This window comes from Neotabrizicola paludis (assembly GCF_044142105.1).
Classification (GTDB): domain Bacteria; phylum Pseudomonadota; class Alphaproteobacteria; order Rhodobacterales; family Rhodobacteraceae; genus Pseudogemmobacter.
The window spans coordinates 232,943-247,287 of the sequence record NZ_JBGTYM010000003.1 but is presented as its reverse complement, the minus strand read 5'-3'; the positions used below and the strand labels follow the sequence as shown (position 1 = coordinate 247,287).

Below are 14,345 nucleotides of genomic sequence, written 5' to 3'. Positions count from 1 at the left end.
GCGTCCATTGGTCCCGGCCCGACCCGCCGTTAGCAAAGGCGCACGGGCAGCAGGAGGGTGCGATGGATCCGTCATACGATGTGCTGGTGATCGGATCGGGGGCGGCGGGGCTGGCCACCGCTATCACGGCGAAAAAGCACGGGCTTTCGGTGCTCGTCCTCGAGAAGGAGCCGGTGTTCGGTGGCACCACTGCCTATTCCGGCGGCGTGCTGTGGGTGCCAGGCAACCGCCATGGCCGCACCAACAACCCGGACGACACCGCCGAGGCCGCCCGCAGCTATCTTCAGGCCGAGACCGGCAATTTCTACGATCCCGGTGCTGTCGATGCCTATCTGGAGGCCGGTCCCAAGATGCTCGACTGGTTCGAGCGCGAGACCGAGGTGAAATTCATCCCCACCCTATATCCCGACTATCACCCAACGATGCCGGGCGGGGTGGACATCGGCCGATCGGTTCTGGCGGCGCCCTTCGACAGCTCGTCCTTGGGGGCAAATCTGAAACGCCTGCGGCCGCCACTGTCGACGATCACCTTCATGGGGATGATGTTCAATTCCTCGAACGCGGACATCAAGCATTTCTTCAATGCAACCAAATCCTTGGTCTCCTTCGCCTATGTGACGAAACGGCTGGCGGCGCATGCTGCCGAGGTCGCCCGCCACGGCCGCGGGGTTCAGGTGACCTCGGGCAATGCGCTGGCGGCACGGCTGGCAAAAAGCTGCTTCGATCTGGGGATCGAGATCCGCACAGCCGCGCCCGCGCTGCGGCTGGTGACGGAAGAGGGGCGAGTCACCGGCGTCGAAAGACGCGGCGGCACAATCGCCGCGCGCAAGGGCGTGGTGCTGGCCTGCGGCGGCTATGCGCAGGATCTGGCCCGGCGGGCCGGGGTCTATGCCCATCTGAAGGCGGGCGGCCAGCATTTCAGCCCGGTGCCCGAGGGCAATACCGGCGACGGCATCCGGTTGGGAGAGGAAGCGGGCGGCGCCTTTGATGCCGAATTCGCCCAGCCCGCTGCCTGGATGCCGGTCAGCCGGGTGCCCGGACAGGGTGTGTTCCCGCATCTTCTTGACCGCTACAAGCCGGGAATGCTCGCCGTGGGTACGGATGGCCGCCGCTTCACCAATGAAAGCGAAAGCTACCATGACGTGGGCGCCGCGATGATCGCCAATATGAGGAACGGCGGAGATGCCAGCTGCTGGCTGATCTGCGATCACCGGACCATCCGCAAATACGGCCTTGGCCACGCGAAACCAGCGCCGATGCCGTTGTGGCTGTGGACCCGCAACGGCTATCTCAAAAATGGCCGCACGCTGGTCGATTTGGCCCGTGCCTGCGGCATTGACGCCGCCGTGCTGCAGGAAACCGTCAACCGCTACAACCAAGGCGCGATCCACGGCCGGGACGAGGAATTCCGCCGCGGCGAGACCAGCTTCAACCGCTATCTGGCGGACCCGGACCACAAGCCGAACCCCTGCGTCGCCCCGGTCGCGCGCGGGCCCTATTACGCGGTCCGGCTGGAGATGGGCGATCTGGGCACCTTTGACGGGCTGAAGACCACGGTGCAGGGGCAGGTCATCACCCGGCGGGGTGCCCCTATTCCGGGTCTTTATGCCGTGGGCAATGACCGCGCCAGCATCATGGGCGGCAATTACCCCGGCGCGGGCATCACGCTTGGCCCGGCCATGACCTTTGGCTGGATCACCGGGCGGCATCTGGCAGGGATCGAGACGGGAGGGAAGGCATGAGCTGGCTTGGGCTGAAGAACAGACGCGCGGTGATCACCGGCGCGGGGGGTGGCATCGGGCAGGTGCTGGCGCGCGGCTTCGCGGCCGAAGGGGCGCAGGTGGTGCTCCTGGACCGCGATCTGGACCGCTCGGCCCCCTTGGCGGCGGAACTGGGCGGGCTGGCGCTGATCTGCGATCTCGCCGACCCGGACAGCGTGGCCGGTGCCGCCGACCGGGTTGAGGCCGAGGGCGGCGCCGATGTGCTGGTGAATGCCGCAGCGATCCTGCGGCCCGGCGCGCTGGACGCAGTCAGCACTGCAGACTGGTCGGCCATGCTGGCAGTGAACCTGACCGGCTATCTGACGGCCGCACAGGCCTTTGGCCGCGGCATGCTGGCGCGTGGGCGCGGCAGCCTTGTCCATATCGCCAGCATCGCGGGCAGCCAGCCACAGCCCGCAAGCGGGGCCTATTCCGCCTCCAAGGCGGCGACGCTGATGATGTCGCGGCAGCTGGCGCAAGAATGGGGGCCGCGCGGCGTGAGATCGAACTGTGTCAGCCCGGGGCTGGTGATGACGCCGATGTCCGCGGCCTTCTACGCCGATCCGGATGTGAAGGCCCGGCGCGAGGCGATGGTGCCGCTGCGCCGGATCGCCACGCCGCAGGATATGGCGGATGTGGCGCTGTTCCTTGCCTCGGACCGCGCAGGCTATGTCACCGGGCAGGATATCGTGGTGGATGGCGGGCTGTCGCAGGGTCTGATGGGTCTGGTGCCGAGGCCGGGCTATGCATGAGGCTCTGGTAACGGGCGGGGCCGACGGCATCGGCTGGGCCATTGCCCAGGCGCTGGCGGCGCAGGGCGCGCGCGTAACGATTGCCGATCTGGACGGGACGAAGGCCGCGGAACGGGCGGCAGAGCTGGGTGCAGGCCACTGCGGCCTTGCCTGCGACATCACCGATGAGGCGCAGGCCGTGACCGCCGCCGCTGCGGCCCCGTTCGACGTTCTGGTGAACAATGCGGGCATCGGCGACAGCCACCTGCCCACGCTGGAACAGGGGCTCGACGCTTTCCGCCGGGTGCTGGATGTGCATCTGTCCGGCACCTTCCTGATGACGCGGGAGGTTGCCCGCGGCATGGTGGCGCGAAAGCGCGGGACGGTGGTCAATCTGTCCTCGATCGCCGGGCTGACCGGCCTTCCGAAACGCAACGCCTATGGTGCGGCCAAGGCTGGGATCGTAGCGATGACCCGCGCCATGGCCTGCGAATGGGCGGGCCAAGGGGTAAGGGTGAACGCTGTGGCCCCTGCCTTCGTCGAGACGACACTGGTCAGAAAGCTGGCAAAAGCCGGTCGTGTGGACCTGCCCACCATCGCGCGCCGCACGCCCATCGGGCGGCTGATCACGACGGAGGAGGTAGCGGCGGCGGTGGCCTTCCTCGCCTCGGACGCGGCCAGCGGTATCACCGGCGCGGTGCTGCCGGTCGATGGCGGATGGACCGCCTTTGGGGATTTCGGCGACGCCTCGGCCAACTGATCCGCCCTGCTCATTTGGAAAAGCCCGGCAGATCGCTCTGCCGGGCCTTTCCTTTTGCCTGATCCTGGGAAGAGGACCGTCAGGCTGCATCCTCGATATGGCCGCCCAGGAAAAGCTGTCCGACCCGAGGATCAGCCAGAAGCTTTTCAGCCTTGTCGAACATGCGCGTCTGGCCCAGTTCCAGCACCAGCCCGTAATCCGACATGGCCAGCGCCGCCTTGGCGTTCTGCTCCACCATCAGGATGGTCACGCCAGAATTGCGCAGTTTGATCAGCGTCTGGAACACCTCCTGCACCAGATTGGGTGACAGGCCGATAGAGGGTTCGTCGATCAGCAGAAGCTTGGGATCCAGAAGCAGGGCGCGGGCGATTTCAAGCTGCTTCTGCTGCCCGCCCGAAAGCTCGATCGCTTTCTGGTCCTTGCGCTGGCGCAGCATGGGAAACTGGTCCATCACCTCTTCCATCCGGCGGCGCACCTTGCCCTGATCCTTGGCGGTGATGCCGCCCAGTTCCAGATTGTGCCAGACCGACAGCTGCGGCACCACGTTGCGGCCCTGGGGCACATAGGTCACGCCACGGGCGATCATCTTGGCCGGGCTTTGCCGGGTCACATCCTGCCCGTCCAGCAGGATCTGGCCGGAATGGATGTTCAGAAGCCCGAACACCGCCTTGAACACGGTGGATTTCCCTGCCCCGTTCGGCCCGATCACCGTGGTGATCGACCCTTTCGGAATGGCGAAGGAGGTACCGTTCAGGATGGTGATGCGGCCGTAGCCGCCGGTCACATTCTTCAGTTCCAGCATGGTTCAGCCCCCCAGATAGGCGTCGATGACCATCTGGTTCGACCGGATTTCGTCCGGCGTCCCCTCGGCGATGATCTCGCCCTGCGCCAGCACGATAATGCGGGTGCACAGCGACATGACGAATTCCATGTTATGCTCGATCACGACGAAGGTGGTGCCGTGGTCGCGGTTATAGGTCATCAGCCGGTCCTTCAGATGCGCCAGCATCGTCAGGTTTACGCCGCCCGCCGGTTCGTCCAGAAGAACGATGCCGGGACCAGCCATGAAGGCCATCGCCGCATCGACCAGCTTCTGCTGGCCATAGGACAGCGACCCCGCCTCGGTATCCAGATAAGGCGTCAGCCGGAAGAACTCGACCAGTTGCTTGGCCTTTTCGGTCAGCCCGGCATCGGATTTGCCAAAGAGGCGCGAGAGCATCGAACCCTCATGCTCCTGCCCGGCAAGGATGACATTGTCGAGGACGGTCATCTTCGGAAACACCGACAACTGTTGGAAGGTGCGGCCCACGCCCATCAGCGACAGATCGGCCGGACGAACGCCATCGGTGGATTTGCCACCGATCTCGCAATGCCCCTCGGTCGGCTTCAGCTGGCCGAGGATGCAGTTGAAAAGCGTGGACTTGCCCGATCCGTTCGGGCCGATCAGGCCCAGAATCTCGCCCTTCTGCACATCGAAGCTGACGTTGTTCACCGCGCGGATGCCACCGAACTGCTTTGAGATGTTGCGGACGGAAAGGATGGGAGCGTTCACAGCTGGAACCCCTTCTGCATGTCACGGCGTTCTTCATGCTTGGGCTTGAACTTCAGCCAGATCTTCTGCCCGGCGCCGATCAACCCATTGGGCGAGAAGACCATCAGCACGATCACCAGCGCGGCGTAGATGATCAGGTAATAGCCTTCGGTGAACCGCAGCAGTTCGGGCAGCAGGATCACCACGGCGGCGCCCAGCATCGGGCCGTAGAAGAAGCCCGCGCCGCCTACGACGACCATCAGCAGGATCTTCAGCGAATGGACCAGCGCAAAGCTGCCCGGTTCGATGAACTGCACCAGAGGCGCCTGCATCGCACCCGCCAGACCACCGAAGGCCGAACCGATGGCAAAGGCCAGAAGGGTCTGGCGGCGGATCTTCAGGCCAAGGCTTTCGGCCCGAACCGGGTTTTCCCGCAGCGCCTTGAAGGCACGCCCCCAGGGCGAGCGCAGGATCCACCACATCGTGCCCGCCGCGATGAGGAAGCAGACGAGGCTGAAGTAGTAGAAGCCAAGGTTAGAGCTGGTGGATAGGCCGAAGAAGTCCGGCCGCGGCATGCCCACCAGCCCGAACGAGCCGCCGGTCACCTCTTCCTCGTTGCGCAGGACAAGGAACAGCAGCGTGTTGAAGGCCAAAGTCACGAAGGCCAGAAAGTGGTGCTGCACCCGCAGCGCCGGATAGCCGAGGATCAGCCCGACCGCAAAGCTGGAGGTGATGGAAACCCCCGCCGCGACGACCCAGTGGATGCCCGCCAGCGTCATCAGCGCGGTGATATAGGCGCCGATCCCCATAAAAGCCGCCTGTGCCAGCGACACCTGCCCGGCATAGCCCAGCGTCAGGTTCAGCCCCATGGCCGAGATCGAGAACAAGAGCCAAGAGCACAGCGTGTAGATGATGTAATTGCCCTGCCCGATGGGCGCCACGACCAGCGCGGCCAGCGCAAGGGCAAGGAGGATGATCTTGAGGTTCTTCATACCGTGCGGCCCTCCTTGGTGCCGAGCAGGCCCTGCGGACGCAGGAGGATGATGGCGATCAGCAGGATCAGCGGCATGGCAGAACGGTATTCGGCCGAGACATAGACCGCCGACAGGTTGTCGATGACACCGATCAGGAGCCCGCCCACCAGCGCCCCGCGGATCTGGTTGAAGCCGCCGACGATGGCCGCAATGAAGGCCACCAGACCAAGGGTTTCCCCGTTCGAGAATTTCGCCAGATAGATCGGAGAGATCAGAACCGAGGCGATGGTCGCCAGCGCGGCATTGATCAGGAAAGTATACATCACCATCCGCTTGACGTTGACGCCAAGGATCGTCGCCACCGCCGGGTTCTGGGCCGAAGCCTGCATGCAGCGCCCGGTCCGGGTCCGTGACAGGAACAGCTGCAAGCCCGCGATGGCCAGCATCGATACGATCAGATTGCCGATGTCCTGCAGCGAAACGCTGGCCCCGGCAACATTATAGACGGTCTGCGGAAAGATCGGCGGAAAGGGCTGCGCCGTCGCGCCGTAGAATTCCTTGACGCTTTCCTTCATCAGCAGGCCAAGCGCGATGGTGGCAATGACCAGAGGCAGCGTGCCGTGTGGCAGCATCGGCTCGACGATGACCTTTTTGAAGGTCACACCAAGGATCAGCAGCGACAGCACCAGCGCAAAGCCGATGGCGGGCCACATCGACAGGCCAAGAAAGTTCATGCCCACCAGCACAAAGAAGGCGGGCAGCATCACGAATTCGCCCTGGGCGAAGTTGATCGTCTGTGAGGCCTGCCACAGCAGGGTGAACCCGACCGCAGCGAGGGCGTAGATCGAACCGGCGGCAAGGCCGGAGACGAAAATCTGAATTAGCTCGGCCACGGGGTCATCCTCACAGCGCGTTGTTCAGCCGGATGGCAGGGAAAACCGGACAGGCGCGGGAGCAGCGCCTGTCCGGGCGATGTGCGCGCGCCCCGAAGAGCGGCACAGGCGTGGCTCAGTTCGGCGGTAGAACGGCCTTGATCGTCTGCTTGCCGTCCTGCACCTCGACGAAGAAGCTCTCGCGCGACATTTCGCCGGTTTCATCCCAGGACACATCCATCAGGACACCGGGGCATTCGGCGGCGGTCAGGGTCAGGCCATGCATCGCGTCGGCCAGTGCCTGGCTGTCCACCTTGCCGTTCTTCTCGGTCACGCATTTGATCACATAGGCCGCGGTATAGCCTTTGATCGCATTGTGGTCGGGGGTGTATTTGAACTTCTCGGTGAACCGGTCCACCATTTCCTGGATTGCCGGAATGTCGGCGGCGGCGGTCAGGCCGACATGGCCCATGGCGCCATTCGCCGCATCACCGGCCAGTTCGATGACCTTGGCGCCGATCAGCGTCGTCTCACCGATCATCGGCAGACCGATCGACTGCTTCTGCGCTTCCCGCAGGAAGCGCGCGCTTTCCTCTTCGGTGAGATAGACGAACACCGCATCGGCGCCCGAGTTCTTGGCCTTCAGCACGTCGGCGGAAAAGTCGGTCTGGGCCTGTTCGGTGGGAATGTCGGCCACGATCTCGAACCCATAGTTCCCGGCCTCGGCGATGAAGGCCTCATGCCCGCCCTTGCCGAATTCGGTGTTGGCCCAGACCACAGCGACCTTCTTGATGCCCATTTCCTCGGACATGTATTTCGACATCTTCGGGATGCCCTTCTGCGAGCCGAAGGCGGTGCGGAAGATGTAGGGGTTGTTCATCTGGGTGATCTTCGGCGCTTCCGAACCGGTGAACTGCGGGATGCCCGCCTGCTGGGCCACCAGCATGTTCACGATGGTCGACGACGAGAAGACAGTGCCGGTGATCACATAGACACCATCGTCGATGGCCTTCTGCACCATGGCGCGGCTGACCTGGGGATCGGTCTGGCTGTCATATTCGGTGATGGCCACCTGCTCACCCAGAATGCCGCCGGCGGCATTGATTTCCTCGAAGGCCATATGAACGCCGTCGCGGAAGTTGGTGCCCGCCGCGGCGCCCGCGCCCGACAGTTCGACAATCGAGCCGACCTTGATCTCGGCAAGTGCCGCGGTGGTGGTCAGGGCAAGGGCAACGGCGGCCGTTCCCAGCAAAGTCTTGAACATATGGTTTCCTCCCATGTTTCCGAATCCTGTCTTTGGGGGCGCGCGGCGACCCGGTAACCGCTCCGGCCCGTGGCATAGGTCCCAGTGGGACCCGTGCCGCCTCCTCCGTCCGGGATGTCAGGCGTCGATCCGCCGGACCCCCATCAGCAGCTCGGCCAGCAGAACGGCCTGCGCATTGAACATTCCCGATCCCGGCATGGTGCCACAGCCCTTGGCCCGTGCCGCAGCGATCAGCGGCGGCACTGCGGGGCGCGTCACCACATCGGCCACGAACTGATCCGCGGTCAGCAGATCGGTCTGCACGGGCAGCGGGTCGCCTTCCCGCATGCCAAGGGGCGTTGCATTGGCCACCAGCGCAAAGCCGCGCGGATCGGTGCTGCCGATGCGGACCTTGCCCGGAAAGGCTGTATTCAGCCGCACGATCAGGCTGTCGCGCCGCGCGGTGTCAATGTCGTGCAAGGCCAGTTCGGACGCACCACGCGCCAGAATTTCATAGGCGATGGCCGAACCGGCGCCGCCAGTCCCCACCAGAAGCGCGGGTTTGCCCGCCACGTCAAAGCCTTCTGCGGCGATCCCGTCCAGATAACCATGGCCATCGGTCGCATCGCCCACCCAGTCGTCGCCGTCGCGGATCATGATATTGACTGCGCCCGAGGCATGCGCCCGGGCCGAAACGCGGCTGCAGACCTGCAGGCAGGGCGCCTTGTGCGGCACGGTCACGACGATCCCACCGCAATTGCGCATCGCCTTGGCCTGGGCGAGCCAGGCGGCCAAATCCTCGGGCAGGATATGTACGGGCAGGACCATCCCGTTGAAATTACGCTCGGCCATGATGCCACTCAGCGAGGTCGGCGATTTCACCTGCCCGATGGGATGGCCGATGATCGGAAAGATCTTTGTCTCGCCGTCGATGCGAAGTTGCGCGGTCATTCGGGTCTCTGTCCTGAAACTTGTTCCGGTTGGACGCCACAGGCCGCCGGAAAGGCGGCCAGGCCGGACGGATGGTTTCGCTGTGTTCTGATCATGGGTCCTCGCTCCGTCCATAAGCTGCCACACGCGGATTGTGATTGATAATGCAAAGTCATCTGAAAATCATAACCCCACAGTTATCATTTTTGCGCATTTTCCGGCCTTGCTTCCTCGGTCGGAGCAACCGCTGCGGCGATGACGATGCCAGCGGCCGGAGTCGCATCAAAAACTGAATGATATTCAAAAACAAATTGCGCTTCCATATTTTGCGCTGCTATGGCTGTCGGCGACAGCGGGAGGATCGCATGTCCGAAAGTCTCGGAATCGCCGTCATCGGCGCGGGCGCCATCGGGCGCACCCATATTGAAACGCTGGCCGGCATGCCGGGCCTGCATCTTTCGGCGATCGTCGATCCCATGCCCGCAGCCCGGACGCTGGCCGAATCGCTTGATGTGCCCTGTCTTCCGCAGATCGGCGATCTGCTGGAATTCGGTCTGGCCAGAGCCGCCATCGTGGCCACGCCCAACGAAACGCACTTACCGGTCAGCGCTGCCCTGCTGCGCGCCGGGCTGCCGGTTCTGCTGGAAAAGCCGGTGGCGGAAAGCCTGTCTTCGGCCCTGAAGCTGATCGCGGTGGCGGATGAAACCGGCGTGCCGCTTCTCGTGGGCCATCACCGGCGCCACAATCCGATCATCCGCACCGCCCGCCGGGCGATTGCCGAGGGCTGCATCGGGGATCTGGTCATGGCCACCGTGACCTGCAGCCTTGCCAAGCCAAACAGCTATTTCGAAGCGGCATGGCGGCGCAGCCCGGGGGCCGGGGGCCCGCTTCTGATCAATCTTGTGCATGAGATTGACCTTTTGCGGCATTTCTTCGGTGAGATCGCCCATGTCCAGGCCACCGCCTCGCATGACCGGCGCGGCTTCGCGGTCGAGGATACCGCTGCCGTGACCGTCAGCTTTGCCCGAGGCGGGCTGGCCACGCTCTGCATCTCGGATGCCGCGGTCGGCCCCTGGGCCTGGGACCTTTCGGCGGGCGAGAACCCGGCGCGGTTCCCTGCCCATCCGGTGACGCCACATCTTTACTGCGGCTCGACGGCGGGGCTGTCGCTGCCGGACCTTGCGCTGTGGCAACCGCCTGGCGCCCCGGACTGGACCGTGCCGCTTCAGCCACATCGGCTGGAGGTCACGCCCGGTGATCCCTATCGCGCACAACTGGAGCATTTCGCCGATCTGATCCACCACGGCGGCACGCCGCTGGTATCCGTGCGCGATGCCACGGCGAACCTGATGGTGCTGGATGCCATCGTCCGCGCCGCCGAAAGCGGACAGCGCGTTGCGGTTGACCTTTCCCCGCTGGGACATGAAACCTGAAGCAGGTTCAGCATCGGAAAACAGGTCATGAGCAGCGTTCTCGAAAAATCTCTGGCGATCGTAGAGCTTCTGGTCGATCACCCGGCCGGGATGCCGGTCTCGGCCATCGCGGCGGCGACCAATCAACCGGCCAGCGGCGTGCACCGGACGCTTCAGGAACTGGCTCGACTGGGCTATGTCCGCCAGTTGCAGGCGCAAGGCGACTATGCCCTCACGATCAAACTGCCTGCCATGGGTCTGGGTTTCATCGGCCGCGCCGGCATCACCGATGTGGCACAACCGATCCTTGATGCGCTGGCGGCAGACAGCGGGGAATTGGTGCGCCTTTCGGTCATCGACGGGGACCGGCTGATCTGGGTGGCCGTGGCGCAGGGCGCGACCCGCGGGCTGCGCTATGATCCCGGCCAGGAACAGGGGGTCGTTGTCCATCTCGCCAGTTCGGCCGGGGGGAAAGCCTGGCTCTCGGCCATGAGCGATGAAGAGGCGCTGCTTCTTGTCGGTGCGCAGGGGCTGACCCGGCAGGCCGATGGGCAGGGCGAGAACGCGCCGCGCAGCCTTGGCCTCCTGATCGAACAGCTGGCCGAGGCGCGGGCGCGCGGCTATGCCACCGCGGTGGACAGCTATATCGCCGGAATGGCCGCAATGGCGGTTCCGGTGCGCTACCGGGGCGATGGACCGGTGCTGGGCTGTCTGTCGATTGCAGGCCCGGCGGTGCGGTTGAATGCCGAACGGATGATGCAACTGGCCGGGCGGCTGCAATTGGCCGCGACCGAGCTGGGCGCGGCCGCAGCGGGATCGAAATTCTTTCAGGCGAATGTGCGAGCGCTGGATGCGCTGCCCGGGCGGTCTGGCGCATGATCTGGCGTCCGTCCCCGAAGGCATCCGCGCGGAAGCGGGGTTGAATGGAGCGGACGGAGGGGCACGTCATCCAATGTGATGTGCTGGTGATCGGATCGGGTGCCGCGGGGCTGACCGCAGCGGTGACGGCGGCGGAACTGGGCCTGCGCGTCGTGGTGGCCGAGAAAGAGACGCAGTTCGGCGGCACCAGCGCCTGGTCGGGCGGCTGGCTGTGGATCCCGCGCAATCCGTTGGCCCGCGCCGCCGGGATCGACGAGCCACGGGAAGAGCCGATGCGCTATCTGCAAAGCGAACTGGGCAACCGCGCGGGCGATCCGCGCTTGCCGGTCTTTCTGCAGAACGGGCCGGAAATGGTGCAGTTCCTGCAGGATCGCGCCGGAATGCGCTGGATCGACGGCAACCGAGTGCCGGATTTCCACGAAACTCCGGGGGCCGGCAAGGGCGGGCGCTCCGTCTCGGCCCTGCCTTATGACGGGCGCGACCTGGGAGAATGGATCAACCTGCTGCGCCCGCCCCTTCCCGCGGCCAGCCTTTGGGGATCGGGCCTTGGTCCCGCGCCCGACCTGCGGCATTTTTTCGACGCCACGCGCAAGCCAGCCTCGGCCCTTTATGTGATGAAACGGGTGCTGGGAATCTGGCGCGACCGACTTCTGCATGGCCGGCCGATGCGGCTGGCGAATGGCAATGCGCTGGTTGCGCGGCTGATGCGGGCGGCGCTGGATCGCGGTGTCACGCTTCTGCACAGCGCACCCGCGGTGGCGTTGGTGCAGGACGGAAGCCGCATCGCCGGCGCACGGCTGGCCACCGCCGAAGAGGAAACGCTGGTGCAGGCGTCCCGCGGGGTGGTCCTTGCCGCAGGTGGTTTCCCGCATGATCGGGCGCGGCTGGCAGATTGGGCGGCAACGGCGGGCGGGCGCGATCACCATTCCGCGGCCCCGCCTTCGAACACCGGCGATGGGCTGCGGCTGGCCGAGGCGGCTGGCGCCCAGGCCGACAGCACATTGGCATGGAATATGGCCATGGCTCCGGTCAGCCGCCTGCCCAACCGGGATGGCAGTTTCACCAATTTCCCCCATCTGATCGAGCGGGCAAAGCCCGGAATCATCGCGGTCACCCCCCAAGGGCAGCGCTTCGTGTCCGAGGCGGACAGCTACCATGGCTTCATGCGCGCGCTGATCGGCGCCACGCCGCCCGGCGAATATCCGACCTGCTGGCTGATCGCCGATCACAAGGCGCAGCGCCGCTGGGGCCTTGGCGCGGCGAAACCCTTCCCGTTCCCCTTGGGCCACGCGGTGCAGTCCGGCTATCTGAAATGGGGCCGCTCGCTGGACGATCTGGCACGGGCCTGCGGCATTCCGCCCCGCACGCTGTCCGAGACGGTGGCCCGCTTCAATCAGGGCGCTGCGCAGGGCCGCGACCCCGACTTCCATCGCGGAGAAAGCCTCTACAACCGCGTTCAGGGCGATGCCGAGCACGGACCGAACCCCTCGCTCGGGACCCTGACCAAGGGGCCGTTCTATGCGGTGCAGATCGTGCCCGGCAGCCTTGGCAGCTTTGCCGGGCTGAAGACCGATCCTGCCGCCCGCGTTCTCGATGGCACGGGTGACCCGATCCCCGGACTCTTTGCCGTGGGCAACGACATGGCCTCCATCATGGGGGGCAACTATCCGGCCGGGGGCATCACTCTTGGTCCCGGCATGACCTTCGCTTACATCGCTGGCCGCGTTCTGGCCGGCCAGCCCGTTCCGGGCCTGACAGAGGAGAGCTGAAATGAGCTATTATGAGATTGCCACGCTGGACACGGTGATTTTCGGCGCCGGAAAGGCGGCGGCCGGCATTCAGGACTGGCTGGCCGGAGGGGCGGGGCGCTTTCTGGGCGCATGGGGTACCGACATCGGCACGCTGAACCGCGTCTTCCTGCTGCGCGGCTTCGACAGCCTTGATCAGATGATGGCCGAACGCGACCGCGCCCTTCGGTCGGACAACCCCTTCGGTTGCACAGAACATCTGATGCGGCTGACGATGGAAAGCTACCGCGCCTTCGACTTCCTGCCCCCGGTGGAACCGGGCAGCTTCGGCCCGGTCTACGAATTTCGCACCTACAAGACCAAGATCAACGGCATCATGCCCACGATGGGCAAATGGGCCGAGGCCGTCCCCCCGCGTGAGGCCTATTCCAAACTGACCGTCGCGATGTATGGCCTTGATGGCGAACCGCGCGTCACCCAGATCTGGCCCTATGCCAGCCTTGCCGCCCGCAGCGAGGCGCGGTCGAAATCGGTCGCCGATGGCAAATGGCCGCCGAAGGGCGGGCCGGACTGGCTGTCGCCCGACATGACCAGCCAGATCGCCTTGCCCCTGCCCTTCTCTCCGCTGAAGTGAGTGCCATGACCCATCCGCTTTCGCTGGCCTTCCTGACCACCTTTGAAGTCGGCCCCGTTGAAGCCGTGAAGATCGCGGCCGAAACCGGTTATCAGATGGTCGGCCTGCGCATCCTGCCCGCCGCCGCCGCGGGAGAACCGGCCTATCCTCTGCTGACCGATGATCGCGCACTGACCGAGGTCCGCGCAGCGCTGGCCGATACCGGCATGACGGTGGGCGATGTCGAGATCATCCGCCTGAAGGCGGAGCCCGACTGGGATCTGTTCGCCCGGTTCTGCGATCGGTGCGAGGCGCTGGCCGCCCGGCATGTGTTGGTGGCTGGCGACGACACCGACCGCGCCCGGCTGACCGACAGTTTCGCCCGGTTCTGCGAGATGGCCGCCCCCCACCGGCTGACCGCGGATCTGGAGTTCATGCCCTGGACCGCGGTGCCCGACCTGAGCGCCGCGCTGGAGATCGTCACCGCGGCGGGGGCCACGAATGGCGGGGTGCTGGTCGATGCGCTGCATTACGACCGTTCGTCCACCACGCTGGCCCAGATCGCCGCCCTGCCGCGCGATAGGGTCAACTACGTCCAGTTCTGCGATGGCGCCGTGCCCTATGACCCAAGCACTGAGGAGCTGATCCGCATTGCCCGGGGCGAACGGCTTTTCCCGGGTCAGGGCGGCATCGACATGATCGGGCTGGCCCATGCCATCCCCGAAGGCGTGACCGTCAGTGTCGAGGTGCCCCACCGGGCATTGGCCGAAAAGCTGGATGCGCGGGCACGGGCGGAAATGGCTATTGCAGCCACCCGTGGCATCCTGCGGGCAGCCGGACGCTGAGCCCGATTTCCCCTTGCCCCCCGCGGGGCAGCATCAGTTAGGCTGGC

15 protein-coding genes are annotated in these 14,345 nt (G+C 65.3%); 8 read left to right on the top strand and 7 right to left on the bottom strand.

The features are described 5' to 3' along the window. Positions 1-62: 62 nt before the first annotated feature. From ACED67_RS09665 to ACED67_RS09655, 3 genes are read left to right on the top strand one after another with little or no spacing between them, the layout of a single operon-like run. Positions 63-1,742: an FAD-dependent oxidoreductase gene (locus ACED67_RS09665; RefSeq protein WP_395541390.1), complete on the top strand. Its 1,680-nt coding sequence runs from the start codon at positions 63-65 to the stop codon at positions 1,740-1,742. Next, entirely contained in the window at positions 1,739-2,512 is a 774-nt protein-coding gene (locus ACED67_RS09660) for an SDR family NAD(P)-dependent oxidoreductase (protein ID WP_395541389.1), read from the top strand. Before ACED67_RS09665 ends, ACED67_RS09660 begins: the two co-directional genes overlap by 4 nt. Then, on the top strand, positions 2,505-3,251 hold the full coding sequence (locus ACED67_RS09655) for an SDR family NAD(P)-dependent oxidoreductase (RefSeq protein WP_395541388.1): 747 nt from the start codon (positions 2,505-2,507) through the stop codon (positions 3,249-3,251). Before ACED67_RS09660 ends, ACED67_RS09655 begins: the two co-directional genes overlap by 8 nt. 79 nt (positions 3,252-3,330) lie before the next feature. Here ACED67_RS09655 and ACED67_RS09650 read toward each other — a convergent pair whose 3' ends face one another. From ACED67_RS09650 to ACED67_RS09620, 7 genes are all read right to left on the bottom strand, one after another. Continuing rightward, entirely contained in the window at positions 3,331-4,053 is a 723-nt protein-coding gene (locus ACED67_RS09650) for an ABC transporter ATP-binding protein (RefSeq protein ID WP_395541387.1), read from the bottom strand. A gap of 3 nt (positions 4,054-4,056) precedes the next feature. Next, a complete protein-coding gene (locus ACED67_RS09645) occupies positions 4,057-4,803 on the bottom strand; it encodes an ABC transporter ATP-binding protein (RefSeq protein ID WP_395541386.1) in 747 nt (248 codons plus the stop codon). Beyond that, on the bottom strand, positions 4,800-5,774 hold the full coding sequence (locus tag ACED67_RS09640) for a branched-chain amino acid ABC transporter permease (protein ID WP_395541385.1): 975 nt from the start codon (positions 5,772-5,774) through the stop codon (positions 4,800-4,802). Before ACED67_RS09640 ends, ACED67_RS09645 begins: the two co-directional genes overlap by 4 nt. Beyond that, a complete protein-coding gene (locus ACED67_RS09635; protein ID WP_395541384.1) occupies positions 5,771-6,649 on the bottom strand; it encodes a branched-chain amino acid ABC transporter permease in 879 nt (292 codons plus the stop codon). The genes ACED67_RS09640 and ACED67_RS09635 overlap by 4 nt, the downstream gene beginning before the upstream one ends. A gap of 115 nt (positions 6,650-6,764) precedes the next feature. Further along, entirely contained in the window at positions 6,765-7,892 is a 1,128-nt protein-coding gene (locus tag ACED67_RS09630; protein WP_395541383.1) for an ABC transporter substrate-binding protein, read from the bottom strand. A gap of 117 nt (positions 7,893-8,009) precedes the next feature. After that, entirely contained in the window at positions 8,010-8,822 is an 813-nt protein-coding gene (locus ACED67_RS09625; RefSeq protein ID WP_395541382.1) for a shikimate dehydrogenase family protein, read from the bottom strand. A gap of 179 nt (positions 8,823-9,001) precedes the next feature. After that, positions 9,002-9,124: a hypothetical protein gene (locus tag ACED67_RS09620; RefSeq protein WP_395541381.1), complete on the bottom strand. Its 123-nt coding sequence runs from the start codon at positions 9,122-9,124 to the stop codon at positions 9,002-9,004. A 42-nt stretch (positions 9,125-9,166) separates the two neighbouring features. Between ACED67_RS09620 and ACED67_RS09615 the strand changes: the two genes are divergently transcribed. From ACED67_RS09615 to ACED67_RS09595, 5 genes are read left to right on the top strand one after another with little or no spacing between them, the layout of a single operon-like run. Continuing rightward, positions 9,167-10,234 carry a Gfo/Idh/MocA family protein gene (locus ACED67_RS09615; RefSeq protein ID WP_395541380.1) on the top strand — a complete coding sequence of 356 codons (1,068 nt, stop codon included), beginning with the start codon at positions 9,167-9,169 and terminating at the stop codon, positions 10,232-10,234. Between the two features lie 27 nt (positions 10,235-10,261). Continuing rightward, a complete protein-coding gene (locus ACED67_RS09610; protein WP_395541379.1) occupies positions 10,262-11,092 on the top strand; it encodes an IclR family transcriptional regulator in 831 nt (276 codons plus the stop codon). Between the two features lie 44 nt (positions 11,093-11,136). Beyond that, complete coding sequence (locus ACED67_RS09605) at positions 11,137-12,861, top strand: FAD-dependent oxidoreductase (RefSeq protein WP_395541378.1); 1,725 nt, start codon at positions 11,137-11,139, stop codon at positions 12,859-12,861. 1 nt (position 12,862) lies between these two features. Beyond that, positions 12,863-13,474 (top strand): NIPSNAP family protein, encoded by a 612-nt coding sequence (locus ACED67_RS09600; protein ID WP_395541377.1) that lies wholly within the window; start codon positions 12,863-12,865, stop codon positions 13,472-13,474. Between the two features lie 5 nt (positions 13,475-13,479). Further along, positions 13,480-14,298 (top strand): sugar phosphate isomerase/epimerase family protein, encoded by an 819-nt coding sequence (locus ACED67_RS09595; RefSeq protein WP_395541376.1) that lies wholly within the window; start codon positions 13,480-13,482, stop codon positions 14,296-14,298. Positions 14,299-14,345: the final 47 nt, after the last annotated feature.

Excerpts from the sequence above, each read along its gene's own strand:
- ACED67_RS09665 (WP_395541390.1), top strand. The coding sequence starts at position 63 with ATGGATCCGTCATACGATGTGCTGGTGATCGGATCGGGGGCGGCGGGG.
- ACED67_RS09660 (WP_395541389.1), top strand. The coding sequence starts at position 1,739 with ATGAGCTGGCTTGGGCTGAAGAACAGACGCGCGGTGATCACCGGCGCG.
- ACED67_RS09655 (WP_395541388.1), top strand. The coding sequence starts at position 2,505 with ATGCATGAGGCTCTGGTAACGGGCGGGGCCGACGGCATCGGCTGGGCC.
- ACED67_RS09650 (WP_395541387.1), bottom strand. The coding sequence starts at position 4,053 with ATGCTGGAACTGAAGAATGTGACCGGCGGCTACGGCCGCATCACCATC.
- ACED67_RS09640 (WP_395541385.1), bottom strand. The coding sequence starts at position 5,774 with ATGAAGAACCTCAAGATCATCCTCCTTGCCCTTGCGCTGGCCGCGCTG.
- ACED67_RS09630 (WP_395541383.1), bottom strand. The coding sequence starts at position 7,892 with ATGTTCAAGACTTTGCTGGGAACGGCCGCCGTTGCCCTTGCCCTGACC.
- ACED67_RS09625 (WP_395541382.1), bottom strand. The coding sequence starts at position 8,822 with ATGACCGCGCAACTTCGCATCGACGGCGAGACAAAGATCTTTCCGATC.
- ACED67_RS09620 (WP_395541381.1), bottom strand. The coding sequence starts at position 9,124 with ATGGAAGCGCAATTTGTTTTTGAATATCATTCAGTTTTTGATGCGACT.
- ACED67_RS09615 (WP_395541380.1), top strand. The coding sequence starts at position 9,167 with ATGTCCGAAAGTCTCGGAATCGCCGTCATCGGCGCGGGCGCCATCGGG.
- ACED67_RS09610 (WP_395541379.1), top strand. The coding sequence starts at position 10,262 with ATGAGCAGCGTTCTCGAAAAATCTCTGGCGATCGTAGAGCTTCTGGTC.
- ACED67_RS09605 (WP_395541378.1), top strand. The coding sequence starts at position 11,137 with ATGGAGCGGACGGAGGGGCACGTCATCCAATGTGATGTGCTGGTGATC.
- ACED67_RS09600 (WP_395541377.1), top strand. The coding sequence starts at position 12,863 with ATGAGCTATTATGAGATTGCCACGCTGGACACGGTGATTTTCGGCGCC.
- ACED67_RS09595 (WP_395541376.1), top strand. The coding sequence starts at position 13,480 with ATGACCCATCCGCTTTCGCTGGCCTTCCTGACCACCTTTGAAGTCGGC.